The 24578-nt window shown below is 63.4% G+C and carries 22 protein-coding genes; 10 read left to right on the forward strand and 12 right to left on the reverse strand.

Annotated features, from left to right (window positions below):
* Position 1: 1 nt before the first annotated feature.
* Genes FHG09_RS01550 through FHG09_RS01560 form a run of 3 tightly spaced genes read left to right on the forward strand, consistent with a single transcriptional unit; the run spans position 2 to position 3548 of the window.
* On the forward strand, positions 2–1507 hold the full coding sequence (locus tag FHG09_RS01550) for a tripartite tricarboxylate transporter permease (protein ID WP_152345933.1): 1506 nt from the start codon (positions 2–4) through the stop codon (positions 1505–1507).
* Positions 1507–2718, forward strand: coding sequence for a CaiB/BaiF CoA transferase family protein (locus FHG09_RS01555; protein WP_152345934.1), 1212 nt, complete (start codon positions 1507–1509; stop codon positions 2716–2718). The genes FHG09_RS01550 and FHG09_RS01555 overlap by 1 nt, the downstream gene beginning before the upstream one ends.
* Positions 2715–3548: a citryl-CoA lyase gene (locus FHG09_RS01560; RefSeq protein ID WP_152345935.1), complete on the forward strand. Its 834-nt coding sequence runs from the start codon at positions 2715–2717 to the stop codon at positions 3546–3548. The genes FHG09_RS01555 and FHG09_RS01560 overlap by 4 nt, the downstream gene beginning before the upstream one ends.
* A 148-nt stretch (positions 3549–3696) precedes the next feature.
* Here the strand turns inward: FHG09_RS01560 and FHG09_RS01565 are convergent, their stop codons facing one another.
* Together FHG09_RS01565 and FHG09_RS01570 are read right to left on the reverse strand one after the other, a co-directional pair.
* The gene (locus tag FHG09_RS01565; protein ID WP_264674056.1) at positions 3697–5253 is read right to left on the reverse strand and encodes an amidohydrolase; all 1557 of its coding nucleotides are present in this window, start codon (positions 5251–5253) and stop codon (positions 3697–3699) included.
* A gap of 230 nt (positions 5254–5483) precedes the next feature.
* Positions 5484–6983 (reverse strand): peptide MFS transporter, encoded by a 1500-nt coding sequence (locus FHG09_RS01570; protein WP_152345937.1) that lies wholly within the window; start codon positions 6981–6983, stop codon positions 5484–5486.
* Positions 6984–7217: 234 nt separating this feature from the next.
* Between FHG09_RS01570 and FHG09_RS01575 the strand changes: the two genes are divergently transcribed.
* From FHG09_RS01575 to FHG09_RS01585, 3 genes are all read left to right on the forward strand, one after another.
* The gene (locus FHG09_RS01575) at positions 7218–8252 is read left to right on the forward strand and encodes a DUF2891 family protein (RefSeq protein ID WP_152345938.1); all 1035 of its coding nucleotides are present in this window, start codon (positions 7218–7220) and stop codon (positions 8250–8252) included.
* A gap of 88 nt (positions 8253–8340) precedes the next feature.
* Positions 8341–8781 (forward strand): (deoxy)nucleoside triphosphate pyrophosphohydrolase, encoded by a 441-nt coding sequence (locus tag FHG09_RS01580; protein WP_152345939.1) that lies wholly within the window; start codon positions 8341–8343, stop codon positions 8779–8781.
* Positions 8768–9703, forward strand: coding sequence for an HNH endonuclease (locus tag FHG09_RS01585; protein WP_152345940.1), 936 nt, complete (start codon positions 8768–8770; stop codon positions 9701–9703). The genes FHG09_RS01580 and FHG09_RS01585 overlap by 14 nt, the downstream gene beginning before the upstream one ends.
* Positions 9704–9953: 250 nt before the next feature.
* On the opposite strand, the gene FHG09_RS01590 is transcribed toward FHG09_RS01585, so the two are convergent.
* Entirely contained in the window at positions 9954–10781 is an 828-nt protein-coding gene (locus FHG09_RS01590) for a helix-turn-helix transcriptional regulator (RefSeq protein ID WP_152345941.1), read from the reverse strand.
* Between the two features lie 120 nt (positions 10782–10901).
* Here FHG09_RS01590 and FHG09_RS01595 point away from each other — a divergent pair, with 120 nt between their 5' ends.
* Positions 10902–11951 carry an ABC transporter substrate-binding protein gene (locus FHG09_RS01595; RefSeq protein ID WP_152345942.1) on the forward strand — a complete coding sequence of 350 codons (1050 nt, stop codon included), beginning with the start codon at positions 10902–10904 and terminating at the stop codon, positions 11949–11951.
* 38 nt (positions 11952–11989) lie between these two features.
* Positions 11990–13087 (forward strand): alpha/beta hydrolase-fold protein, encoded by a 1098-nt coding sequence (locus tag FHG09_RS01600; protein WP_152345943.1) that lies wholly within the window; start codon positions 11990–11992, stop codon positions 13085–13087.
* Positions 13088–13269: 182 nt separating this feature from the next.
* On the opposite strand, the gene FHG09_RS01605 is transcribed toward FHG09_RS01600, so the two are convergent.
* The 6 genes from FHG09_RS01605 to FHG09_RS01630 form a co-directional block, all read right to left on the reverse strand.
* Entirely contained in the window at positions 13270–14472 is a 1203-nt protein-coding gene (locus FHG09_RS01605; RefSeq protein WP_152345944.1) for a CoA transferase, read from the reverse strand.
* Positions 14473–14481: 9 nt separating this feature from the next.
* Positions 14482–15339 (reverse strand): MaoC family dehydratase N-terminal domain-containing protein, encoded by an 858-nt coding sequence (locus tag FHG09_RS01610; protein WP_152345945.1) that lies wholly within the window; start codon positions 15337–15339, stop codon positions 14482–14484.
* A 105-nt stretch (positions 15340–15444) separates the two neighbouring features.
* Positions 15445–16620, reverse strand: coding sequence for an acyl-CoA dehydrogenase family protein (locus FHG09_RS01615; protein WP_152345946.1), 1176 nt, complete (start codon positions 16618–16620; stop codon positions 15445–15447).
* Positions 16621–16662: 42 nt separating this feature from the next.
* Positions 16663–18408 carry an AMP-binding protein gene (locus FHG09_RS01620; protein WP_152345947.1) on the reverse strand — a complete coding sequence of 582 codons (1746 nt, stop codon included), beginning with the start codon at positions 18406–18408 and terminating at the stop codon, positions 16663–16665.
* The gene (locus FHG09_RS01625; RefSeq protein ID WP_152345948.1) at positions 18405–19283 is read right to left on the reverse strand and encodes an alpha/beta fold hydrolase; all 879 of its coding nucleotides are present in this window, start codon (positions 19281–19283) and stop codon (positions 18405–18407) included. The genes FHG09_RS01620 and FHG09_RS01625 overlap by 4 nt, the downstream gene beginning before the upstream one ends.
* 1 nt (position 19284) lies before the next feature.
* Positions 19285–20043, reverse strand: coding sequence for a hypothetical protein (locus FHG09_RS01630; RefSeq protein WP_152345949.1), 759 nt, complete (start codon positions 20041–20043; stop codon positions 19285–19287).
* Between the two features lie 41 nt (positions 20044–20084).
* Here FHG09_RS01630 and FHG09_RS01635 point away from each other — a divergent pair, with 41 nt between their 5' ends.
* The gene (locus FHG09_RS01635; RefSeq protein WP_152345950.1) at positions 20085–20723 is read left to right on the forward strand and encodes a TetR/AcrR family transcriptional regulator; all 639 of its coding nucleotides are present in this window, start codon (positions 20085–20087) and stop codon (positions 20721–20723) included.
* Positions 20724–20725: 2 nt separating this feature from the next.
* Here FHG09_RS01635 and FHG09_RS01640 read toward each other — a convergent pair whose 3' ends face one another.
* Positions 20726–21235: a nuclear transport factor 2 family protein gene (locus FHG09_RS01640; RefSeq protein WP_152345951.1), complete on the reverse strand. Its 510-nt coding sequence runs from the start codon at positions 21233–21235 to the stop codon at positions 20726–20728.
* Positions 21228–22676 (reverse strand): MFS transporter, encoded by a 1449-nt coding sequence (locus FHG09_RS01645; RefSeq protein WP_152345952.1) that lies wholly within the window; start codon positions 22674–22676, stop codon positions 21228–21230. The genes FHG09_RS01640 and FHG09_RS01645 overlap by 8 nt, the downstream gene beginning before the upstream one ends.
* Positions 22677–22790: 114 nt before the next feature.
* Here FHG09_RS01645 and FHG09_RS01650 point away from each other — a divergent pair, with 114 nt between their 5' ends.
* Entirely contained in the window at positions 22791–23324 is a 534-nt protein-coding gene (locus FHG09_RS01650; protein WP_152345953.1) for a MaoC/PaaZ C-terminal domain-containing protein, read from the forward strand.
* A 48-nt stretch (positions 23325–23372) separates the two neighbouring features.
* Here the strand turns inward: FHG09_RS01650 and FHG09_RS01655 are convergent, their stop codons facing one another.
* Positions 23373–24521 (reverse strand): acyl-CoA dehydrogenase family protein, encoded by a 1149-nt coding sequence (locus FHG09_RS01655; RefSeq protein WP_152345954.1) that lies wholly within the window; start codon positions 24519–24521, stop codon positions 23373–23375.
* Between the last annotated feature and the right edge of the window lie 57 nt (positions 24522–24578).

Here is a 24578-nt window from a genome sequence, read left to right on the forward strand (position 1 = left end):
TATGGACATCATCAACAACCTCCTCGGCGGCTTCGAAACGGCGCTGGCGCCGATCAACCTCCTCTGGGTACTCATCGGCGCTCTGCTCGGCACTGCCGTCGGCGTCCTGCCCGGACTCGGCTCCGCGATGGCCGTCGCCCTGCTGCTGCCGATCACTTTCACCCTCGATCCGACCGGAGCATTCATCATGTTCGCCGGGGTCTACTACGGCGGCCTGTTCGGCGACTCGATCTCCGGCATCCTGCTCAACACCCCCGGCAACTCTTCGGCGATCGCCGCGACCTTCGAAGGTCACAAGATGGCGCTGGCGGGACGGGCACCCCAAGCACTGGCCACCTCGGCGATCGGAGCCTTCACAGGCGGACTCATCGCGACCACACTGGTCGCCTTCCTCGCACCCGGGATGGCGGTCCTCGCAACCTACTTCGGTCCGGCCGAGTTCTTCGCCCTCGCGGTCTTCGCCTTCGTCGCAACGTCCGCGGTCGTGGCCGACTCCTTCATCAAGGGTCTCGCCGCACTTGTGCTCGGTCTCGCCTTCGCCGTCGTCGGCATCGACTCCCAGTCGGGGGCCTCCCGGTTCACCTTCGGAGTGCCGCAGCTCTTCGACGGGATCCACATCATCGTCATCACAGTCGGCCTGCTCGCCGTCGCTGAGGTGCTCTTTGTGGCCTCTCGCGGCGGACGGGGGCATTCCTCCGGCACCGTCGAGGCGGGCAGGCGGCCGTTCCTGTCGATCACAGAATTCAGAAAGGCCCTTCCTGCATGGCTGCGCGGCACCGCCTTCGGCCTTCCCTTCGGAGTCATCCCCGTCGGCGGATCCGAGATCCCTACCTTCCTCGCCTACGGCAACGAACGTCGCATCGACCGGAAGTCCAAGGCTCCCGAGTTCGGCCGTGGTGCCATCCGCGGGGTCGCGGCCCCCGAGGCCGCCGGAAACGCAACCTCGGGCACGGCCATGGGTGCGCTGCTCACTCTCGGACTTCCCACCTCGGCGACGGCGGCGATCATGATGGCCGCGTTCCAGCAGTACGGAATGCAGCCGGGCCCGCTCCTGTTCGAACGCAACGGCGATCTCACCTGGGCGCTGCTCGCTTCGCTGTTCATCGGACTTGTGGTCCTGCTCATCCTCAATCTCCCGTTCGCACCGCTGTGGGCCAAACTGCTGCTCATTCCCCGCCCATACCTCTACGCAGGCATCGCGATGTTCTGTGCCCTGGGCGTCTACTCCACCAGCGCCTCCGTCGTCGATGTCGCCCTCATGCTCGGCGTCGGCCTCATCGGTCTGCTCATGCGTCGCTACGACGTGCCCGTGGCACCGGTGCTCATCGCCGTCATCCTCGGTCCGCTGGCCGAAACCGAGCTGCGACGCACTCTGGCTGTCAGCGAGGGCCAGGTCGGAGCACTGTTCGACAGCGGAATCTCCATCACGCTCTACGTCGTCCTGACTCTGGCGGTCATCGTGACGGTCATCTCGAAGCTACGTCAAAGGAAAGGTGCTGATCTCTGATGCCCAACCACGGTCCGCTGACCGGAATCCGGGTCCTCGACATGACGAATGTCCTGGCGGGTCCCTTCGCCGCATATCAACTCAGTCTCTCCGGCGCCGACGTCATCAAGGTCGAAGTGCCCGGCGGAGGCGACCTGGCCCGATCTCTCGGTGCCGATCCAGAGCTCAATTCGGCGAAGCTCGGCGCGTCATTCATCGCTCAGAACAGCGGCAAGCGCTCGATCGCCATCAACCTGAAGACGGAATCCGGCCGCGCAGCGTTCTCCGCTCTGCTGAGGGAATCCGATGTGCTGTTGGAGAATTTCCGCCCGGGAGTGCTCGCACGCCTGGGCTTCGGCGAGGAGGAGCTGCACGCACTCAATCCCGGTCTCGTCTACTGCGCGATCAGCGGTTTCGGCCAGTCCGGCCCACTCCGAGACCGACCGGCCTATGACCAGATCATCCAGGGGCTGTCCGGAATGATGAGCTCCTCGGGCACCGCTGACACCGGGCCGCTGCGAGCCGGATATCCGGTCGCTGACACCCTCGGGGGCATGGCCGCCTCGTTCGCGATCTCGGCAGCTCTCCTCGATCGGGAGCGCACAGGTTCAGGCAGCGTCATCGATGTGTCCATGCTCGAGACTGCGATCACGGCGATGGGCTGGGTCGTGTCGAACTACCTCGTCGCCGGCCGGGAACCCGTGCCGATGGGCAATGAGAATTTCACGGCCGCACCGTCGGGCATGTTCATGACCGGCGATGGTCGCATCAACATCTCGGCCAACAAACAGGAACAGTTCGAAGACCTGGCGAGATACATCGGCCGAGAGGACCTCATCGGCGATCCGCGATTCGCCGAACGCGAAGCGCGGAAGACGAACCGGCATGAGCTGAGAGGCGAGATCGAGCAAGCACTGGCTCACCGCTCCGCGGCTGAATGGGAGGAGGGTCTCGCCGACATCGGCGTTCCTGCAGGTCGCGTGCTCGACATCGGGGACGTCCTCACTCTTCCGCAGGTACGAGAACGGGCCCTGGTGCATGAGGTCGCCAATCCATCGGATGAGAACGCCGCCCTGTCGGTGCTGGGCAATGGGATCCGGATCAATGGGGCCCCGAGTTCACCGCAGGCGGGCCCGCCGCTGCTGGGCGAACACACCGACGCAATCCTGCTCGAGGCCGGACTCGACCAGAAGACCATCAACGAACTGCGCGCCGCTGGAGGCATCTCGTGACCGAACCACGGAAGAACACCGACGGAGCATCAATCGACCAAGTCGTCGATTGGTGGGCTACCTCCGTCAGCCGGATCGAACCGAATATCATCGAGTACCGAGGCATCCCGATCGCAGATCTCATCGCAGACTCGTCGTTCGTCAAGGTGATCTGGCTGTTGGTCACCGGGGGTGACCTCTCGGCGTCTGAGGAGCGCCTGCTCAATGCAGCCCTGCTCTCGGCCGCCGATCATGGTCCGCAGGCTCCCTCGATCGCCAGCGCCCGGATGGCAGTCACCTGCGGCATCGGGCTCAACAGCGCGATGGCGAACGGAGTCAACACACTCGGAGACGTCCACGGCGGTGCCGGTCAGCAATGCGTTGCCATCATCGACGAGATGCGCTCACGCATAGCAGACGGCAAGGGCGATGCGCTGACTGTGGCTCGTGACGTCGTCGCCGATCACCGCAGCACGAAATCCTTCGTGCCTGGATTCGGACACCGATTCCACACCGTGGATCCGCGTCGGGACTCACTTCTCGAGCTCGTCGAGGAAGCGGTGGAGGACGGCACAGTCGCCCGTGATGCTTTGAACTGCGGATTGGCCCTCGAACAGGCCCTGTCGGAGGGCCGAGACAAGCCAGTGCCCATGAACATCGACGGCGCGACCGCGATCATCTATGCCTCGCTCGGCTGCCCGCCGGAACTGGCACGCGGGCTCTTCGTTCTCAGCCGGTCAGTGGGCATCCTCGCCCACGCCTGGGAGGAGCGCCAGTCCGGGCGCCGCATCAAGGGGCCGATCCCGCCTCCGCTGACGGCGCCCTACGTCAGCGATCGAATGGCGACGTGATTTCGCTTCGGAGAAGACCGCATGCCTTGGTACCGCTTGCCGGTCGGAATGGCATAGGCCCGGCGCAGCTAACTCAAGCCACCCTGTGGCTGGGCAGCTCCGTTGCGAGCCGACACTAAGGAACCGTCGAAAGGAGACGCAGCGTGCGTTACCCTGCAACAGAATGCCCAGCTTCGGAAGTTCGCCCGCGCTGATACACCACTTCTCCTGCCGAGATCGTTGTCTCGACTCTGATGTCACCCAGCTGTCGTCGCTCAACTTCAAAGGGATCGGAGTCAAGAATGACGAAGTCCGCCGATTTTCCGACTTCAATGCTCCCGGAGACGTCCTCGTAGCTGTTGGCACGAGCGGCTTCGAAGGTATAAGCACGAAGCGCTTCTTCGACTGTGATCTCCTCGCCCGGCAGCAGCGGTTCGTTCTGAGCGACCTCGTCCTGCCCATGCGGGTCGGCCGGCGGAGCCGTTCTGTTCACCGCGACGTGGATTCCCCAGATCGGATCGGGACTCGAAACCGGCCAGTCACTCCCGAACGCAAGCCGGACGCCGGCGTCTCTCATCGTTGCGAATGTGAAGTGGTGGGCTTGCTGGTCATCGTGAAGAAGCGGGAGTTTGGTCTCAACGAGGACAGAATCTCGACGGGCCCAAAGCGGCTGGACGTTGGCGATCAGTTCGCTGGACGCCATTCTGGCGAGATCCTCGGGATCCGCAATGTCCAGATGCGCGATCTGATGGCGGCGCCCGGTGGCAGGACCCTCTTCCTGAGTCAGCGCGTCAACCGCGAGCTTGAGAGCCTGATCGCCCACAGCATGGATGTGGATGTCGAAGCCATGCCGCTCGACTCCCCGAGTGATCTCGTTGAGTTCGTCGGCCGTGAACATGAGCAGCCCGTGTTCATGATCATGGCCACGATAGGAGCGCTTGAGGGCTCCAGTGAGGTTCTCACACACTCCGTCGAGCATGATCTTCACAACGGTGACCTGTACACCGCCAACGCTACGGTCGCTCTCGACCCGTCGGATCACGTCTCGACGCTCCTTGAGCGTCTGGATCTGCTCGGCGTAGGGCACGTCCCGATCCCACCAGAGCGCGGCGGTGACTTTGCTGTTGAACGCGCCCGCTTCCGCCATGGACAAATAGGGAGGGTAAGTGTCGACCGGCGATCCGGTGAGCACTCCGACGCCCGCGTCCTGCCATCCGACGATCCCCAGAGAGTGGAAGTACTCCTGGGCACTGGCCAGCGCCTGCTCCACGTCGCTCGATGTGGTCACCGGCAACAGGTTCTTGACGAGGTCCGCAGCGGTCTCAAAGAGCAGACCAGTGGGTTCGCCGGATTCATCCCTGACGATCCGACCGCCGTCGGGGTCCGGAGTTTCACGGTCAATACCGGCAGCTTCGAGTGCTCGTGTGTTCACCCAGCAGCCGTGAGCATCGTGGCTGTCGAAGACCGCGGGCCGGTCTGAGATCACGGAATCGAGGTCGTGCCGGTGGGGAAAACCTCCTTCGAAGACGTCGCCGTACCAACCGGCGCCGATGACCCATTCGTCCTTTGGATGGTTGTGCACGTACTCGGCGATGCGTTCAAGGTAAGCCCGATATCCGTGGATATCGTCGAGGTTGCAGTGGACGAGGTTGATGCCGCCGAGTACCGGGTGAGCATGCGCGTCGTGGAAGGCAGGTATCAGCGTCCGACCCGACAGGTCGACCACCTCGGTGTCGGAGCCAGCCACGCTGTCGCAGTCCGCGGTGCCGAGGGCGATGATCTGCCCATCGGCAATCGCTACGGCGTCGGTAGTCGGATTTGCGGAATCAACCGTGTGGATGGTCCCGCCTCTGTAGATGCGATCGGCACTCGGCACAGGCGCTCCTTCGTTTTCGCTGTCGATTGGTGAGGTCAGGTATGTTTGTGCGCTGGGTGATACTGGTGACATACAGCGATTCACTTCAGCCCGAGCGCGCGCAACGGGCGACGCAGACTGTAGAGGACGAGGCCAGTAGCGAGGCTTATTCCAGCCATGAGTGAGAAGAACGCGACTTCACTCATACCTCCGTAGAGTTGGCCCATGAATCCTGAGAGACTGGCGCCTGCGGCAGTCGTCAGTCCCCACAATGCCATCATCTGGGCATTGAACGTCTGAGGAGAGAGCTGGGATGCTGCCGATAATCCGATCGGGGCGTACATCACCTCGGTGACGCCCATGACGATCATGCCGATGATGACGGGGATGAGCGGAATTCTGCCGTCGAAAATCATCGGATAGAGGGCGAAGAGGGCGAAGGTCAGCGTCATCATGAGGAAGCCGAGGCCGAGTTTCGAGCAGGTGCTGGGCACAGCGCGGTTCGGACGGCCTGCGACCTTCTGCCCGTAGGCAGCAATGAGCGGACCGGCGATGATTCCAGCGATGACCTCGAAGGTGCTGATATAGGCGGCTGGCATGGAGTAGCCGCCGATCGTCAGTGTGACTCTGGTATCTGCGTAGACGGCGAAAGTGGTGAAGAGCTGAAGGATCATCGTCCAGAATACGGTGCCTGTGATGAAGAGTGGGACGAAGGCTTTGACCCGCTTATGTTCCTCGGGGGTCACTTTCTTCGAGCGCAGCATAACGAGGAAGTACATGATGCTGACGATGCAGATCGTCGCCAAAACGTAGTTGTTGAGGTTGCCGGTGGTCAGCACCCCCGTACCCACCAGGACAGCGATGAGGGCCAAGAGTGAGATACCGGCTCCGGCAGCCTTCCACTTCCCAGACGAAGCGATCGGATTGGGAACCACGCGTGCTTCTTGCGGCACGGTATTGCGGCCGAAGAAATAAGTAGTGAGGCCGATGAGCATGCCGACAGCAGCGGCGCCGAATCCGTAGTGGAAGCCGAGTTCGGTCTGCAGGAAACCTGTGGCGAGAGGCCCGACGAGCGCCCCGACGAGAATGCCGGTGTAGAAGATTGCGTAGCCTGAGTCTCGCCGAGGCGAGTGCTCCTTATAGAGGCGGCCGACCATCGTATACACGTTGGGAGTCAGGGCCCCAGTCCCGATTGTGATCAGGGCGAGTCCGATGATGAGCCCTGCCAGACCGGGTACGGTCGCCAAAGTGATGTGACCGGCCATGATGATGATTCCACCGGCCATGACCATGGTCCGTGCAGGGACGAGACGGTCGGCGAACCATGCGCCGATGGGCTGTCCCAGGTAGACGGCACCGCCGTAGGCTCCGGTGATGGCGAGGGCTTCACCTTCCGAAAGCCCCAATCCTCCGTCGCCCGCTGTGTAGTAGATGTAGTAGGCGAGGATAACCTGAAGGCCGTAGAAGCTGAAGCGCTCCCACATCTCGATGGAGGACAGCGTGAATAGGCCGATCGGCTGCTTGCGCTCAGGTCTGGATGCGGGGCTCATCTCGGCAGAATCTGTCGGTTCTGCTGAGTCGGCGATCTGAGAATTGGACATGACTTCCTCGGCATGTTGAGTGCTCTGTCGAGCATGAGAATCTGTGCAGATCGGCAAGGCGAATCATAGGCTTGCCGATCTGCTCTGAAGAGGCAGTTCGAGCCTAATGAGCGCGCTTCGACAGTTCCAATAGTCGTTGTGGATGCTCTCTGTCTGATTTTCAGATGACCAGTTCCCCAGGCTGGGCGGGACTCAATTGCGAGTAATGTGGAGACCCCGAGCCGATGAGGATCTATGTCGCAGATTGACGATTACGTCCACCCGTACGCCGAGGTGGCCCTGAGCAACATCACCCGTGAATATCCGTACGCGGCCCATCATCTCGTTCATGGCCTGGCTGATATCGTGCCCGCGGTGGAGAAGCACCCGGCGTTCGCGAATTCCTTCGACTGGCACTCAAGCGTGCACATGCACTACCTGCTCGCGTCGCTCCTCGAGACTGACGAGGCACAGACCGCGAGTTGGCGCGATCGAGCGCTCGAGGTCCTGACCGCGCATCTGAGCGAAGAGAATATGCTCGCCGAGGCGGCCTTCCTCCGTGACAATCCCTCGTGGGAGCGTCCGTACGGTTGGGCTTGGGCGGTCGAACTGAACCGAGTACTCAATGCCAGTGACGTTCCGGAGCTGCGGGAATTGGGGTCGAACACGCAGGTGCTCGCCGAGACCGTCTTCGACCTCGTGATCGCCTGGTTGCCGAAAGTTGCCGAGCCGGTCAGGCACGGGGTTCATTCCAATACGGCGTTCGGTTTGCGTCGGATTCTCATCGGTGCGCGAGTGGCTGGCCGACACGATGCCGTCGATGTCATCGCAGGTGCGGCTCGTCGATTATTCGCCGAGGATGTCACCTGGAACTTCGCTCAGGAGCGCAGCGGTCACGACTTCCTCTCCCCAGGGTTGTGCGAAGCGGACCTCATGGCAGAGGTTCTCACCGAGGACGAGTTGGCGACGTGGTTGCCTGGGTTTTTATCCGAACTTTCTCCGGAATCACCAGCTCTCACCCCTGTCAAAGTGCTCGACCCGACCGACGGTCAGCAAAGCCACCTCTATGGACTGGGACTTTCGGTCGCTGCGTCTGTGATGAGGCTGGCACCGAAACTCGAGCTCATTACGGAGAATGCGGGTGACAACGAGCTCGCAGATCATGCCAAGGGCATGCTCACCCGTGTCGATTCGCTGATGGCACCGGGTCTCGAGGCAGCGGTATCCGACGAGTACATGTCCTCACATTGGGTTGCGACGTTTGCGTGGGAGGCTCTTCGTCTCAATTGACCCTGCCTCGAGTCGCCGAGTAGTTAACTCCGATAATGCAATCCTGATCAGGAACGACATTCGTTGACCGTTGACATAACCTAAGAACATGGTGAAAGTCATCCGAGTCGTCGGCGCTGTGATTGAGCACCAAGGCAGGATTCTCGCTTGCCGGCGCCACCCAGACAAGGCCCAAGGTGGCAAGTGGGAATTTCCTGGCGGAAAAGTAGAACCGGGCGAAACTCCTCAGCAAGCGTTGTCCCGAGAATTATCCGAAGAACTAGACATACACGATGCAAAGGTCCGCGATCTCGTCACGCGAGCCACCACCCAGAGCGGCGACATCCGACTCGATCTGGCGTGCTACCACGTCGAGGTGACCATACTTCCAAGCTCCAGCACCGATCACGACTCGATGAAGTGGTGCACTCGAGAACAGCTCTCCACTCTCAATTGGGCGAGGGCGGATTTGCCAACTGTGGAAAAACTCACCACTTGCGCAGCAACACATGAAATCCACACAGACAGGAGCAAAGATGCCCACCGGTGAACCCGACGGATTGCGCGAAGCTGCGATCGACTGGCTAGAGATGAGAACTGACAGCGGGCGAGAACCACTCACTCGTGAGGATCTCAGCGATTTCCATTTTGCAAAAAACGAAACGCGCCTAATCGCACCAGTGCAGGGCATTTGGAAGCCCGGCAACTACTCGGCCGCATTGTCTTTTCGCACGTCGTACACGGCACCGGGTGAAACGCCTCCCTACGAAGACTCGACCGGCGTTGACGGTCGATTTAGGTACAAGTGGCGAGGCACAGATCCCAATCACCCCGAAAATGTTGGACTGCGGGAGGCCCTGAACAACCACCTCCCATTGATCTGGTTCCGCGGAGTTGCACAAAGCCCTGCCCGCTACCAAGTCATTGCTCCGGTTTTCATCGTTGATGAGGAACCTGAGCAACAACAATTCGTGTTTGTCGCCGCTGAGGATGCGCAGGCCGCATTTGAGCTCAGCGGTTCAGCACACGAAACAGTCGCTCGGCGCTATCTCAATAGAATGGCAAAAGTACGAGTGCACCAACCCGTTTTCCGATCCATGGTGCTTTCTGCCTACGAGAACAGATGCACTGTCTGCATGTTGGCCCACCCCAGTCTTCTTGATGCCGCTCACATCGTGCCCGATAACGCTGAGCGTGGCGTCGCCTCAGTCGTCAACGGATTGGCCATGTGCAAGATTCACCATGCAGCCTTCGACTGGTATTTCCTCGGAATCCGTCCAGACTATGTCATCGAAATCCGCCATGATCTATTGGAAGAGGTCGATGGACCGATGCTTAAACACGGCCTTCAAGAACTCCACGGCAATAGCTTGATGACAGTCCCCAAGAGTCGGCGGCAGCGCCCCGAAAGAGACTTGCTTGAGCACAAATACGAGCGGTTCCGGAACGCGACCAGGAACGACGTCGCTTAGGCCCACCTTCCGTATTCTTCCGAACTTGGCGTTTCACTGACATCCTGTTGCGGCGAAATATACCTCCGAAGACTGATTCCTTTACTCTCTCACGCGTACTTCTGGACACAGCGACTATCCCGCTGGACGATCCCGGAAGCTGACAACTCACCGAGAGACTTGGTATCGCCTGAGGCACTCATCACCATGGTCGTCCAGTGCTTGAGCATCACAGCTTCTATCGCGTCGGCGACCGTATTCGCCGTCAGGTTCAGAACTCCGCCGCCGCATTCGCCTTCCGAAACCGCCCTGGAGTGACCCCAAAGTAGTTCCTGAACGCCGGGACGAAGCTCGATGCACCGGAGAACCCGACGGCCCGGGCCACCTCGTCGAGCGAGCCCCCTCCACGAAGGAGGTCGAGCGACTCCGTCAGCCTGGCCGCCATCGACCACTGCTGGAAGCTCCTCCCCGTCTCTGCCAGGAAGATTCGGCGGATCGTCCGCGGAGATATTCCGTGGGACGCCGCAGTTGCCGCCAGTGTTTCTCGGCGGGCAGGATTGCTGACGATCGCCTCGGCGATGGCACGCGCCGCCGGATGCGTCGGAAACGACACGGGCGGCACTGCCGCGCTCGAGGCCTCGATCGCATCGAGCAGCACACCCCGTGAGCGCAGGCCGGCATCGGTGCCAATGTCACCCGAGAGATGCCTCAGCAGGCCACGCAGCAGGTCTGTCATCTCCACCTGCCGGGGGACGGTGAAGTCCGAGCGCTCGAGGCCCATCCGCAGATAGGCGCAGTACATTGTCCCCGGTCCCAGTGCGGCGATGTCATGCACTGTCCCCGCGGGGATCCACATCGCCTGGGTCGGAGGGATCAACGAGAACTCCTGATCTGCGAAGACTCCGAGCATCGACCCCTCGAACCAGGTGAGTTGGTGGATGTCGGATTCGACATGCACTCCGAAGCTGCCCTCACGATCGACGCTGTACTTCACCAGCCGCAGTCCATCCGGAGTTCCCGTCCGGTAGTGACGCGAGACGAAGCGGAAGTCTCGGTCCTCGACGAGCTGGTCGAACGACCACGACGATTCATCGAGCAACGTGTCCCCTTTCCGCAATTCTGTCCGTTCTCAGCAATTCTGCGCCACGACATAAGGATAGGCTAAGTTTCGCCTCTACGGGCGCGAGTGCGCCCGGCCCTTCTGACCTTGAGAGACCACATGCGAACCTCTTCCATCCTCCGACCGCTGCGAGCCAAGCAGACAGCTGCCGTTCTCACCACCGTCGCCCTCATCGTCTCGCTCGCCGGCTGCGGCAGCTCCGAGGCGTCCTCGGAAGAGGAGTCGACGCAGACGGCCGGAACGACCGCGTACCCCCTCACACTCGAGACCCCCTACGGCTCAACCACACTCGAAGAAGCCCCCGAGCGCGTCGTCGCCATCGGCGACCTCGATGACGCACTCGCCCTGGGGGTCGTCCCTGTGGGCTCGTTCAAGCCCGCCGGCGATGCCGATGAGCTCTACGACTACGAGCAGGAAGCCTTGGAGGAGGCGAAGTCGACGAGCCCGATCAAAGAGATCGACAAGCTCTTCGACCCCTACGCCGAGCTCGACTACGAGGCGATCGCCGCGCTGGACCCCGATGTCATCCTCGCTGCGAGCTACTGGGACCTCGAGAAGAGCTATGACACGCTTTCCGAGATCGCCCCGGTCGTCGCTCTCCCCAAAGGAACAGACTCGACGTGGGAGAACCGGCACGAGGTCGTCGCCAAGGCGCTCGACCGCGAGCAGCGGGGCAAGGACAACATCGCCGCCGTCGAGGATGCTTTCAGCAAGGCTCGGGAGGACAACCCCGAATTCGCCGATGTCACCCTCAACTATGCGGTCGTCTACCCGACCCAGGTGACCTACATGTCGGTGCCCGACACCGAAGCCTCGTGGTTCTTCACCCAGCTCGGCTTCCAACCGGGCCCTGAGCATGGGAAGTTCGGCAAGGAGTACCCGAAGGACGTCGTCAGCGAGGAGCAGACCTCGCTGCTCGACGCCGATATCGTCGTCATCGGCTACCACTCCCTGCTCGAGGACGGACAGCGCGAGAAGTTCGAAGACTCATCTCTGTTCCAATCGCTGCCGGCAGTCGAGAACGGGACCTACATTCCACTGCCTGAGGGACATGATTCCTCGATTCCGCAGCCGGGTGTGCTCAGCTCCCTCGACGACCTGGAAGCGGTCCTGCCCCTCCTCGAGGAGACCGCCCCGAAGGCGTCGTGACCTCGACACGCCCGCACCGTCGGCATCGGAGCCGGTGAATGCACACGATCGCGCATTCACCGGGTTCGTCGACGATGTCGGTGACCTTCACCGTCGATGAACCCGATCCCCGCACCGAGGTAATCCTCGACATCGATTTCCTCCTCCATGCCTCGTGGCCCGACCTTGATCACCTCGTCCTGCGCCCGGCAGGCGAGGTGATCTCCCCACGATCGCTCACGGTCGAGCTCCCCTCGGATGTCGAGATCACTTACCGCTTCCTCCGCCGACCCTTCCTCGACCCAACGGTGAGCGTCCCCGCTCCAACGTTGGATCACCTCCGCGCGCTCTGCACCAGCGGTCGCCCCGATCCGGATGCGCTCGAGCACATCCACAATCCATTCGGCTCCGAGGTCACTTCTTCGGTGCTCAGAGGTCCTGACGCCACAGATGGTCATCCCGTGTGGAATCAGGGTGAGCCATCGTCGTCCGCGGTCACCGTGGGCAGACTCCGCACACCCCGCGGGAGGCTCGTGACTATCGTCCACGTTTCCGCCAAACCCATCGACGAGCTCGTCATCGTACTCGACGGCGACGTGTGGATGGACAGCCTCGAGCTGCCCTTCGCGCTCGCGAGGTGGGACAGACCCACCACGGCGTTTGCCCTCGTTTCCACCCCGGACCGCGAGAACCTCGTCGACCGTCGCTTCATGTCCGCCCTCCTCACCGAGGAAGTCCTGCCAATCGTGGATGACCACCTCAGCGCGGGGGCGAGAACAGCGGTGACGATCGTCGGGCACAGCTACGGCGGTCTTGCCGCCGCCGGGCTCGCGTGCGATCACCCGGACCGATTCGGCAGCGCGATCATCGGCTCCGGGTCCTTCTGGTATCGCGACAGCCACGACGCCCGGGATGACGTCGAGCCGGGGGACCTCACGGTGGGCCTGCGTACTGCACCGAGCACGGTGCTGGCCGGCTCGCGCTTCCTTCTCCACGTGGGCCGTGAGGAAGGCGGAATGATCGATCAGTCGCAGATGTTCGCCGACGCAGTGGCAGCGGCCGGCGCCGAGGCGGAGCTGCGGCTCTACTCGGGCGGCCACGATTACGCGTGGTATCGGCACGCGCTCTTCGATGCACTGGATGCGCTGAACCGCTGACCCCGCTGAGTCGATACCCTGAACCGCTCAACCGCTGAGCGACGGGCCGAGCTCCTCGTGAGACTGAGCGGACAAGGAAGCAGACCGAAGTCGGTCGAGTCAGACTCTCGTCGGTTCACAGCACAGTCAGTTGACCACCTCGGCGCCGACGTAGTCGACCGGACCAGTCGGGGCCGGCATGGTCAGTCGATGGTGCTCGAACCCCGGAGTCCTGTTACCTCATCAGCGTTCAAACCGAGCACGTCGGCCAGCACCGCCTCGGTGTCGCCGCCCAACGGCGATGCCGGTACGGCATCGGCGACGGGTGTCCGGCCAAAGCGCAGCGGCACTCGGGGCGCAAGGACCCGGCCGACACCCGCCTGATCGATCTCGGTCAGCAGCGGATTCTGCACCGTACAGCGCGGGTCGTCGTTCACGAGTTCCTCGAACGTCTGGAAGCCACCGACGAGTACACCGGCGTCCTTGAGCGCAGCTTCCGCATCGGCGAGAGTATGCGCAGCGAACCACGGCCGCACCACCGCATCGATGGCCTCCCGTGCCTCGAACCGGCCACCCTCAGTGGTCAGGTCAACATCAAGCAGCGGCCCGATCATTTCCAACTTCTCTGACAGTCCAGTTGCCTTGCCCAGGCCGCGCCAATGTTTGTTTGAGATGACGGCGACCATGAGCTGTCGGCCGTCCGCGGTCTCGAATGACTGCCCGTACGCACCGTAGAGGCCATTGCCCAAAGCGCCACGGGTCTTGCCCGTCGCCTGAACCTCGGCGATGTAGCCGAGATTGCCGACGGTCGCGAGCATGACGTCCGAGAGCGCCAAGGTGATCTCCTGGCCTTTGCCCGAGGAGCGGCGGTCGAGTTCGGCAGCCATGATCCCGTTGGCGATATAGAGCCCCGCAGCGACATCCCACGCCGGCACCGCGTTGTTCACCGGGCGCTCATCATCACCGGTAATGATCGGGAATCCGCTGGCCGCATTGACCGTGTAATCGACCGCCGGCGAACCGTCGTGCCATCCGCCCAGGCGGAGCATGACGAGATCCTCACGATACTGCTTGAGATTCTCATAGCTCAACCATCCACGGGCCGGAAGGTTCGTAATGAGCGTTCCCGCCTCGGCGATGAGGTCGGTCGCGATCTTCTGCCCTTCTTCTGATTTGAGGTCAAGCGTGACCGAGCGCTTGCCCTTGTTCAGGGAGGCCCAATAGATTGATGTGCCGTCGTCGCTGATCGGCCACCGGTTCGCGTCGATGTTGCCGCCGATCGGGTCGATGCGGATGACATCGGCTCCCAACTGGGCCAGCGTCATTCCACCTAAGGGTGCGGCGACGAATGCGGAGATCTCGACGACCTTGAGTCCGGACAGGGGTGCGGGACGGGTTTCAGCCAACGTCTCTCCTCAGTTCTCGATGGTTGCGGTTGCGACGATTGCGGGCTTCCCGCCCGGGGCGATCGCCTGCAGTTCGTGTTCCCCGTTTTCGATCTCACGACCGACAAGGTGGATCTGCTCGTTCGCGAACAGCGGCGACTTAGCGGTGAAGTTGTATCCGGTCACGCGGGTGCCTGGATGCTCGGCGGTGAAGGCGTCGAGCAGCAGCGTCGCTGTCAGTGGACCGTGGGTGACAAGACCCGGGTAGCCTTCGACCTCGGTGACGTACGGGTGGTCGTAGTGGATGCGGTGCGAGTTGAACGTCAGCGCCGAGTAGCGGAAGAGCATGACCTCGTTCGGCCGGACCGAGCGCGTCCAGTCCCAACCGTCCGGGACTGGCGAGTCCTCACGTGGGGGCTTCGCCGCCGATCCCTCCGGCACCTCGGTGGCCTCCCGGTACACGATCGTGTGCCGATCCGTCGTGGCAGGCTTCCCGTCCGCGGTGAGCTCGTGGCGGAGCACGACGAAGCACAGGGGCCCGGTGCTGCCGGTCTTCTCCGTGATCGACTCGATCGTCGTCGTCCGCTCGATCGTCTGCCCGGGCAGGATGGGTGCGTGGAAGTCGAGCTTGCTGCCGGCCCACATCCGACGGGGCAAGGGCACCGGCGGCATGAACCCACCAAGCGCAGCATGCCCGTCTGCTCCGAGCTCACTCATCGGCACATCGTCTTCGGAGAAATGCAGCCAATGCCCCAATGGGAACAGCGTCGCCGCGACGTCCCCATCGCGGCCGAGCAGTGTCGCCAGCCGTGCGGCCCGCTCGCCGTCGGCCGTCTCGGTCAAGGTCGAGGTCCGCCCGACCCAGTCTTGGAGGTTCGTCTCAGTCATCGCAGTCAAATTCCTATCAGTAGTTCGTGACGTACGCCCCAATTGCTACGTGACGGCGGCGCAGATACCTGGCGCCAGGTTGCTGGGCCGCCGTCGGGTAGTAATTCAGCGGCCTAAAAGTTCGTCGGAGATGATGCGCATCTGAATCTCCGACGAGCCCTCGAAGATCTTCGTCAACCGGGCATCCCTCCAGTGGCGTTCGACCGCGAAGTCCTTCGTGTACCCGGCACCACCGTGGATCTGCACCGCCTCCGAGGTGACCTTCTCACTCATCTCCCCGGCGAGGTACTTCACCATCGCCGCTTCCTTGTCACAGCGGCGACCCGAATCGATGTCCGTGCACACCGAATACATCAGCTGCCGGCACGCCTCGATCTGGGCGGCCATGTCCGCGACCTTGAACCGCAGATGCTGGAAATCAGCGAGCGGGTGGCCGAACTGCTCGCGTTCCTTCAGGTACTTCACCGAGTCCTCGAGCGCCGCCTGCGCCAGACCGATCGACCGCGCCGCCGTATGGGCGCGGCCCACTTCGAGACCGGACACTGCCTGGTAGAAACCGCGTCCCTCCTCACCGAGGAGGGAATCAGCAGGCAGAACGAAGTTATCGAACGACAGCTCCCACGTCTTCCACCCGTGGTAGCCGATCTTCTTCGCCGGTGCCCCGGAAATACCTTCGGGGAAGGTGCCGCGTTCCTTCTCGACGAGGAACACCGAGATCCCTCGATGCCGCTTCTCCTCTGTCGAGGTGCGGGCGAAGAGGATGATGTAGTCGGCCTGATCGGCGTACGTGCACCACATCTTCGTTCCGTTGATGACCCAGTCACCATCGGCATTGCGCTCGGCCTTGCAGCGCAGGTTCGCCACATCGGACCCGGCTTCGGCCTCCGACAAAGCGAAGGCACCGAGGTATTCGCCGGAGGCGACCTTCGGCAGCAGGCGGGCTTCCTGCTCGGGAGAGAAGCCTCCTCCCATGCCGTTGCCGCGAGCGAGCAGTCCGGCCACCGACATCCAGGCACGGGAGAGCTCCTCGGCGACGAGGCAGTACTCGAACACACCGAGGCCCAGGCCCCCGTACTCTTCGGGGATGAGGATGCCGAAGAATCCCATGTCCGCCATCTGCTTGACCATCGAATCGGGGAACTGTCCCTCGACGGGGTCGAGGTCATTGGCGATCGGCAGGACGACATCGCGGGCGAACTCGCGGGCGAGCGCCTGGATCTCGAGGCGCTCCTCGGTCATCATGTGCGGAGTGTCCGGACGCGGACGCGGCTTATGAGTCATCTTCTGCCCTTTCTGGGGTCTTCGTGTCTGCTTCGATTCGTATCACTGTCCGACCGCTTCCGGCTGAGCCGCCCATTCGCGGAGGACAGCGGTCTTGATCTTCGAGCCGTTCGTTCCTGCGGTCACGGGCATGGTCTCGACCAGTCGGACCTCGGTCGGCACCTTGAAGCTGGCGAGCTGCTGCCGGCAGTACTGCCGGATCTCCTCTGGTTCGGGAGTAGCCCCGGGTGTCGGTTGGACGAAGGCGACGACTTCGGGCTCACCGACCTCACTGCTGCGACCGACGACCTTGACCAGGTCGATCTCCGGGTGGGTGATGAGGTGGAGTTCGATCTCGGCCGGGTCGACGAGGAACCCGCGGAGTCGGATGACATCGCCCATGCGGCAGACGTATTCGAATGCCTCGGGTCCCTGCGCTCGTGCGAGGTCTCCTGTCTGGAACCATCCGTCGGAGGTGAAGTTCTTCGCCCCTTCTCCCCGATCGCCGAGGTAACGGTCGACGACGTTGGGTCCGCGCAGCTGGACTTCGCCTTCCGAGCCGTCCGGGACAGGTTGGTCGGTGACCGGGTCGGCGATGCGGTACTCGTAGCGGGGATCGACGAGGCGCCCGCCGCCCGAGTAGCGCAACTCCTCAGGGGTCTCATTCGGCCAGAAGGAGGTGAGAGCGAAGACCTCGGAGGACCCGTAGACGCCGACGGTGCGCGTGCCGAATTCCTCGGCCGCCCATTTCGCGATGTCCGCGGACATTCCCTGGAAGTCGGCGACCCCGGCCCAGCGCCAGGAGTCGAGTCTGGTGCCTGTCTCTTCGCAGGCGCGCCGTACGCGGGAGAGCATATCGTCGGCACCGACGAAGTGTGAACCTCCGAACCGGCTCCAGGCTTGGACGAGCTCGCGTTCGTCGAAGACCGGGTGCAGCAGCACGGCTGCTCGTCCGAACAGTGCTCCCATTCCTGCCGAGTACCCGAAGACTCCCGAATACGGGAGGGGCTCGACGAGGACGTCGCCCGGAGCAAAGTCTGCCCGCTCGGCGACCTGCTGCGAGTGGGAGATGACGGCGGCCTCGCGGTGTGCTGCGAGCTTCGGCATTCCGGTGGATCCTGAGGTCGTGAAGGCGACGGAGAGTCGTGAGTCCTCCGGGGCTGCCTCGGCGAAGCGAGGATTCTGCTCGGCAACGGAGGGCTGTGCCTCACTTTCGCCTGAGGGTTCGGTTGAGGGCCCTGCATCGGTTGAGATCCCCGACGGGACGAGCACCGCTCCGGCGCCGAGGTCGTAGTCCTCGACGGTGGGAGCGTCCTTCGCTCCCGGCACCGCCCAGACGAAGGCCCGGGGCGGAGTGAAGGGCACGTGGTCCGTGCTCTCCTGCGCCGCCTCGGCGACGGCCTTCCGCGCAGTGCTGAGGAAGTCGAGGCTGCGGAACCCGTGGGCCATGATGAGCGCCCGCGGACGTGCCTTGGTCAGCACATGTCCCACCTCGGCGACGTTGTAGCGGGTGTTCACGCCGATGACGTGGGCCCCGAGGGCCGATGCCGCGAACTGCCAGGCGTAGGCATCGGACCAGCTGGGCAGCCACACGGCCACACAGTCGTCGGCTTCGATGCCGTTCTCGGCGAGCAGCGCCGCGAATTCGTCGGTGCGGGCCAGCAGGTCGGTGACGCTGAGGCGCACATGCCCGAATTCAGTTCCCTCCTGCCGGGCGTCGGCGGGCATCGGGTCGATGAGCGCCGGACGCTGCGGGTCGGTTTCAACCCAGGACCGGAGGTGGCTGTAGAGAGTCGCAGGTGCGGTCATGACAGAGCAGCCTCCGTTTCTTCAATCTGCAGATCAGCGTCTCGGACCCAGGCGTCGACGGTCTCGGCGAAGTCTGTCATCTCCTCCATCGGATAATGCCCGATACCCGGCAAGAGGACGAAAGTGCCACGGGGGATGGCCTCGGCATCGCGGCGGATGGCATCGGCGTCGATCCACAGATCGTCCTCTCCGGCGACGAGAACGGTCGGGCAGGTGACGCCCGGCAGTCCATCGGTGACATCGTGGCTGCCCCAGCCGATGAGGTCCGAGTTGGACACGATGGGGTCTTCCCGGCAGTGCATCCGCGCGATGAGGTCGCGCTGGTCGTCATCGATTGCGGAGCCGACCACGGCACGCGTGCCCCAGTAGGTGCGATCGCCGCGGGAAGGGGTCGAGATGTCGACGAGTTCACGTCGCAAGCCCCGCAGCGACACGTGGCCTGGACGGGACCCGGCGGCCATGGCGATGGCTGCGATGATGCGGTCGCCTGCGCGGACGGCCAGGTCGATCGTGATCTTCCCGCCGATCGAGCAGCCGACGGCGACGAATCGGTCGATGCCGAGCTGGTCGAGCACCGTGAGCGCGAACTGCGCGTATTCGCCGAGGTCGGTCACCGGGCCGTCCTTCGCGGGCTCGGTGCGGCCGTGCCCGGGGAGGTCGGGGACGATGACGCGGTAGCCGCGGGCGGCCAGGTCGGCTGCGACGTGTCGGTACTGGACTCCGGACTGGCCGGCGGTGTGGATCGCGAGCAGCGGCGTCGCGTCGATGTCTCCCCAGTCCTCGACGAAGACGATGCGCTCATCGATGATCAGTTGGTGAGCGCGGAGGGTCTTCGCCGCGGTCTGGGAGGCGTGGGTGTGGGTCAGCGTTGTCATCTCAGGCCACCTGCAGTTTCTCGTCGGAGGGCGTCTGGGTGTATCCCGCGGATGCGGCGATGGCTCGGCAGTGATCGATGAGGCGCATGAGCGCGCTGGTCATCCGCAGGTATTCGTATCCGGATCCGGAGGAGCGCATCTGTCCGCTCATCGCGGACTCCATGAAGCGGTTGCGGGCTCCGCTCATGAGGTCGATGAAGACGTCGCCGGGGATGGCGAGCACGAAGTCGGCGCCGAGTACCGACCGGGGGACGACTTCGAGCACGTGGCCGCGGTAGCAGCGGATGTGCACGGGACGACCGCCGATGGAGATGCCGATCGTTCCGTCGTAGGCCTCGATGAGCTGGGAGAACTCGGCGTCGTCGCGCAGACGGGCGAGCAGTTCGCCGTTCCACCCCTTGCTGCCCGGGCAGAGGAGTTCGGACACCGCGGTGCCGTTGTCGACCGTCGCGGTGAACGCGAACCGCACCGAGGCGGTGAACGAGTCGGTGCCGACGAGGTGCGCGGTCACCTCGGTGCGCACGGCATTGCCGCGTTCGGCCAGGACGGCTGTGACCGTGGCCGAAGGGGTGAGGAGTTCGCTGTCGCTGGTCTCGTCTGCACCGTTCGTCTCCAGCTCGGCGGACACGACTCGAGCCGCGCCTCCGAGCTCGTCGCTGATCGCCTCGGCGAGAGTATCGGCCAGTTTCAGCGGGCTTGTCGCGGACAGCGGGGACGCATCGGCGAGCAGGCGCCGGCCGGGGGTGAGCGGCGGAGTCATGCGAGTTCCTTCCTGTTGTGCTTGTGAGAGGATGGGTGCCCATGGAGGGCAAGCGAGCTGAGTCGGACAGGCGGAGAGCAGCACCGAGATTCATCGACCGTGCGACCGTTGTCGCGGCAGCGCTTGAGGTCTTCTCCCAGCTGGGCTTCCATGGGGCATCGACGCGGCAGATCGCCAAGGCTGCGGGAACCTCGTTGTCGAACCTCTACAACTACTTCGGATCCAAGAGTGAGATCCTCGCCTTCGTGCTCGAAGAGACGGCGCGCACTCTTGCGGATTCCCTCGAGGCGGCGGTTGCCACAGCGGGGAAGGGTCCGTTGGGGAGGCTTGAGGCCGCGGTTCGCGCGTACGTGGATTTCATCGTCGCCCAGCCGCGCGCCTCGGTGGTGGGCATCACCGAGTTCCGCTACCTCGAGGGTGAGGGCCGCGCCGAGGTGGTCACCCAAAGAGACCGGACAGAAGCGGTGTTCCGGGACGCGATCAGCGACGGCGCGGATGCCGGAGACTGCGAGGTGCGCAATCTCGGGTCGGCGGTGCGCGGCGTCGTCACTCTCTGCAACTCGATGTCCACGTGGTACCGGCCCGATGGCGAACTCTCGCCCGTCGAACTCGCCGACCTGCAGGTCGACCTCGTCTTCGGTCTCGTCCGCGCCGCGCAGCGGCCCGGATCTGTCGGCTGACATCATCCGAGCCTTTCCACGGTCCGCGCGTCGGCCGCATCGGCTGCGGGCGGGAACGAGAACCGGGCTGCGTCCCAGCCGGACTCGAGGGATGACCAGAAGAAGAATGAGACTCGCCGCTCCGTGAATCGCCACCCTTGCGGCGTCCGGACCATCGTGTCCTCGTAGCGGCCGGCGGCGATCTGGGATTCGCCATCGACGACGCAGGGCTGGAGCAGCCAGGTCGTCCCGGTCGCGGTGTCGCCGTCCAGTTCGACCGTCTCGTTCGAGCTGAAGTGCCACCACGATGTCACTGTCGACGCGTTGAGCTGAGGGAAGAATTCGAGCATCTCCTCTCGCCCGCGGGCCGTGGAGAGACCGACAAACGCGCCGTCGTCGGTGAATGTGTCGGCGAGATCATCCCACCGGCCGTCGTCGAGCGCCTGACAGTAGCGGGCACGGAGCTGACCGATCTCGTGGAGGTCTTCGAGGCGGGTGATTCGCTCTTCGAGGGTCAGGGGCGTCTCAGGCATGTTCGGCCTCCTCGGTGGTTGTGGGCTTTGCCGTGTCATCGAGGCGGCCGGTTTCGCGTAGTTCGCGTTCCTCGATGTCTGCAGCGGTCTCATGCAGGTTCGCCTGGAAGCGTTCCCTGATGGAGTAGACGGCCACGAAGGTGATGATGGCCATCGCAATGATGTAGAGCGACACGCTCGCCGAGGTGCCGGTCGCCTCGATGAGCGAGACCATGAGCATCGGTGCCAGACCGCCGGCGAAGACACTGGCCAGCTGGAATCCGAGGGAGGCTCCGAAGTAGCGCACGTCTGCGGGGAACATCTCGGCGAAAAGTGCCGCCTGGGGCCCGAACATCATCGCGTGCAGCGTAAGTCCGACGATGATGGCGACGGCGACGAGGACCGGATTGCCGGTGTCGACGAGCCAGAAGAACGGGAACGCCCACACGGCCATGAGAACGGTGCCCAGCAGGAAGATCTTGCGTCGGCCGTGACGGTCGGACCAGGCCCCGAAGTAGGGGATCGTGAAGATCTGAGTGGCGACGGCGAGGCAGACGATCATGATCATCGTCGTCTGCGAGAGTCCGACATTCGCCGTTCCGTAGGACAGCATTCCGGAGATCATGATGTAGAAGGTGCCGTTGACGACGAAGAACGCACCGGCGGCCTGCAGGATCTGCTTCCAGTACAACCGCAGGGCACGGAGGAAGGACACTCGGGGCATCTTCGTGCCGGCTGTTGCGGCCTCCGCCTTGGCCTGCATCGACTTGAAGACGGGGGTCTCTTCGATCTTCATCTGCACGAAGATTCCGACTGCGACGAGGAGGATGCCGGACAGGAACGGCACGCGCCAGCCCCAGGAGATGAAGGCATCCTCGTCGACGAAGAGCAGGATGCAGAGGAAGAACGCATTGCCGATGATGATTCCGGCGACAGTTCCCAGCTGAACCAATGATCCGTAGTAACCGCGACGCTTTACCGGGGAGTGCTCGGTCAGCAGCAGTGTTGCTCCGCCCCATTGTGCGCCGACGCCGAGTCCTTGGACGAGTCGCGCGGTCACGAGGAGAATCGGGGCCCAGATGCCGATGGTCTCGTAGCTGGGCAGCAGACCGATCGATGTCGTGGCGAGTCCCATGACGATCATCGAGGCCACGAGGGGGCCCTTGCGCCCGAACTTGTCGCCGAGTGCTCCGGCGATGATTCCGCCGACGGGCCGGGCGATGAAGCCGACGGCGAGTGTGCCGAAGGAGGCGATGGTGCCCAATGCTCCCTCGAGCGAGGGGAAGAAGATGTGGCCGAAGACGAGAGCCGAAGCGGTCGAATAGATGAGGAAGTCGAACCATTCGAGCGCGGTGGCGATGACGGAGGCCCCTGCGAGCCGGGTCATCTTCTTCTCATCGGGGGTCTCGAGCGCGGGCGCGGTTGTATTGGGATCGGCATGTGGGCCGGTTGTTGATTCCATGTCACTCCTCGTTGAGCAGGGAAGAACGTTCGTTCTTGTACGATGAGTATGACAGACGAGACTCGGTCCGAGCAATAGCTTGCTGGGATACGGCGCTGGATTGAGGAGGAGCCCATGACAGACGGGAACACCGAGGGCCGGACGGCGATTCGGCCGAGCGAGCGCACGGAATTGGCGGAACGTCAGTTCGTCTCGACCGACCACAGCCTCTACTTCGAGGACCTCACGGTCGGCCAGATCTTTCGGTCGCCTTCCCGCACACTCTCGGAAGCGGATCTCACCATGTTCTCGATGCTCTCGGGCGACTGGAACCAGGTGCATGCCGATGCCGAGCACATGCATGATCAGGGCGGACGGCTGCTCCACGGCGCCCTCGGCATCGCCGTCATCACCGGACTCATGGACAGGGCCGGATGGTTCGCGAAGTCGGCGATCGCCATGACGAGCCTCGACGACTGGAAGTTCCTCGCACCGCTGCGGATCGGAGATACCGTCACGACTGATATGGAGATCCTGGCTGCACGGAAGGTCTCGGCCGGAGACAAGGGCTTCATCGACCGCAGGTTCACCCTTCACAACCAGCACGGCGAGAAGGTCCAGGAGGGACGATCCGGCTTCCTCATCAAACTGGCCGACCCCTCCCGATGACCGCCGAGCGCAGAGACCACTCACACCTACTCAACCGGCCTCGACCGCTCAGGACCTGTTGCGGCCGATGAGCTGCTTGGCGATGACGTTCATCTGGATCTCGTTCGTGCCCTCGCCGACGATCATCAGCGGGGCATCCCGGTAGTAGCGTTCGACGTCGTATTCGGTGGAATATCCGTAACCGCCGTGGACGCGGATGGCGTCGAGGGCCACCTCGGCGGCCATCTCCGAGGCGTAGAGCTTCGCCATTCCGGCCTCCATGTCCACACGCGCCCCCGAGTCATACGTGCGGGCGGCGTGGAGGACGAGCTGTCGGGCGGCCTCGAGCTTCGTGGCCATCATGGCAAGTTTGTTGCCCACCGCCTGGTGCTTCCAGATCGGCTTGCCCATCGACTCGCGCTCCTGCGAATACTTCACGGCATCTTCGAGGGCGGCCTGAGCGACGCCGAGCGACCGGGACGCGACCTGGATGCGGCCGATCTCGAGTCCCTTCATCATCTGCTTGAACCCGACGCCCTCGGTCTGGCCGAGCAGCTGCGACTGCGGCTGCCGGAGCCCGTCGAAGGACAGCTCGCAGGTCTCGACGCCCTTGTACCCGAGCTTCGAGAGATCCTGGGAGACGGTGAAGCCCTCACCCTTCTCAACGAGGATGATCGAGATGCCCTTGTGCCGAGGTTCCGCCTCGGCGTCGGTCTTGCACAGCAGAGCGATGAGGTCGGACTTCCGGGCGTTCGTGATCCATGTCTTCGAGCCGTTGATGACGTAGTCGTCACCGTCCTTGACCGCGGTGGTGCGCATGGCCTGCAGGTCGGATCCGCCGCCGGGTTCAGTCAGCGCCATCGTCGCCCGCAGCTCGCCGGTGGCCATCCGCGGCAGGTACTGATCCTTCTGCTCGTCGGTGCCGTACTCCTGGATGAGTTTCGCGACGACGGTGTGCCCGCCCATGGCACCTGCCAGCGACATCCACCCGCGGGCGAGCTCCTGGGTGATGAGTGCGTAGGTCTCGGTCGAGACCTTGCCCATCCCCCAGGGTTCGTCGATGGCGAGGCCGTAGATGCCCATGTCCTTCATCGTCTGGATCCACGCCTCGGGGTATTCGTTGGCGTGCTCGACCTTGTTGACGCTGGGCTTGACCTGCTCGTCGATGAACTCGGCGACCAGGTCGATCATCATCTGCTCTTCATTGCTCACTGCCATGGTGAAATCCTCTGCTCCTTGATTCTGCGTGTTCGTCTGTGTGTCGTCGCCCCTCGC

Origin of the sequence: Brevibacterium sp. CFH 10365, from assembly GCF_009299785.1 — a bacterium.
GTDB classification, from domain to species: domain Bacteria; phylum Actinomycetota; class Actinomycetes; order Actinomycetales; family Brevibacteriaceae; genus Brevibacterium; species Brevibacterium limosum.

What these genes read in the sequence shown, in the direction of transcription:
- FHG09_RS01550 (WP_152345933.1), top strand. Translation starts at nt 2, where the DNA reads ATGGACATCATCAACAACCTCCTCGGCGGCTTCGAAACGGCGCTGGCG.
- FHG09_RS01555 (WP_152345934.1), top strand. Translation starts at nt 1,507, where the DNA reads ATGCCCAACCACGGTCCGCTGACCGGAATCCGGGTCCTCGACATGACG.
- FHG09_RS01570 (WP_152345937.1), bottom strand. Translation starts at nt 6,983, where the DNA reads ATGTCCAATTCTCAGATCGCCGACTCAGCAGAACCGACAGATTCTGCC.
- FHG09_RS01575 (WP_152345938.1), top strand. Translation starts at nt 7,218, where the DNA reads ATGTCGCAGATTGACGATTACGTCCACCCGTACGCCGAGGTGGCCCTG.
- FHG09_RS01580 (WP_152345939.1), top strand. Translation starts at nt 8,341, where the DNA reads ATGGTGAAAGTCATCCGAGTCGTCGGCGCTGTGATTGAGCACCAAGGC.
- FHG09_RS01585 (WP_152345940.1), top strand. Translation starts at nt 8,768, where the DNA reads ATGCCCACCGGTGAACCCGACGGATTGCGCGAAGCTGCGATCGACTGG.
- FHG09_RS01595 (WP_152345942.1), top strand. Translation starts at nt 10,902, where the DNA reads ATGCGAACCTCTTCCATCCTCCGACCGCTGCGAGCCAAGCAGACAGCT.
- FHG09_RS01600 (WP_152345943.1), top strand. Translation starts at nt 11,990, where the DNA reads ATGCACACGATCGCGCATTCACCGGGTTCGTCGACGATGTCGGTGACC.
- FHG09_RS01610 (WP_152345945.1), bottom strand. Translation starts at nt 15,339, where the DNA reads ATGACTGAGACGAACCTCCAAGACTGGGTCGGGCGGACCTCGACCTTG.
- FHG09_RS01615 (WP_152345946.1), bottom strand. Translation starts at nt 16,620, where the DNA reads ATGACTCATAAGCCGCGTCCGCGTCCGGACACTCCGCACATGATGACC.
- FHG09_RS01620 (WP_152345947.1), bottom strand. Translation starts at nt 18,408, where the DNA reads ATGACCGCACCTGCGACTCTCTACAGCCACCTCCGGTCCTGGGTTGAA.
- FHG09_RS01625 (WP_152345948.1), bottom strand. Translation starts at nt 19,283, where the DNA reads ATGACAACGCTGACCCACACCCACGCCTCCCAGACCGCGGCGAAGACC.
- FHG09_RS01630 (WP_152345949.1), bottom strand. Translation starts at nt 20,043, where the DNA reads ATGACTCCGCCGCTCACCCCCGGCCGGCGCCTGCTCGCCGATGCGTCC.
- FHG09_RS01635 (WP_152345950.1), top strand. Translation starts at nt 20,085, where the DNA reads ATGGAGGGCAAGCGAGCTGAGTCGGACAGGCGGAGAGCAGCACCGAGA.
- FHG09_RS01640 (WP_152345951.1), bottom strand. Translation starts at nt 21,235, where the DNA reads ATGCCTGAGACGCCCCTGACCCTCGAAGAGCGAATCACCCGCCTCGAA.
- FHG09_RS01645 (WP_152345952.1), bottom strand. Translation starts at nt 22,676, where the DNA reads ATGGAATCAACAACCGGCCCACATGCCGATCCCAATACAACCGCGCCC.
- FHG09_RS01650 (WP_152345953.1), top strand. Translation starts at nt 22,791, where the DNA reads ATGACAGACGGGAACACCGAGGGCCGGACGGCGATTCGGCCGAGCGAG.
- FHG09_RS01655 (WP_152345954.1), bottom strand. Translation starts at nt 24,521, where the DNA reads ATGGCAGTGAGCAATGAAGAGCAGATGATGATCGACCTGGTCGCCGAG.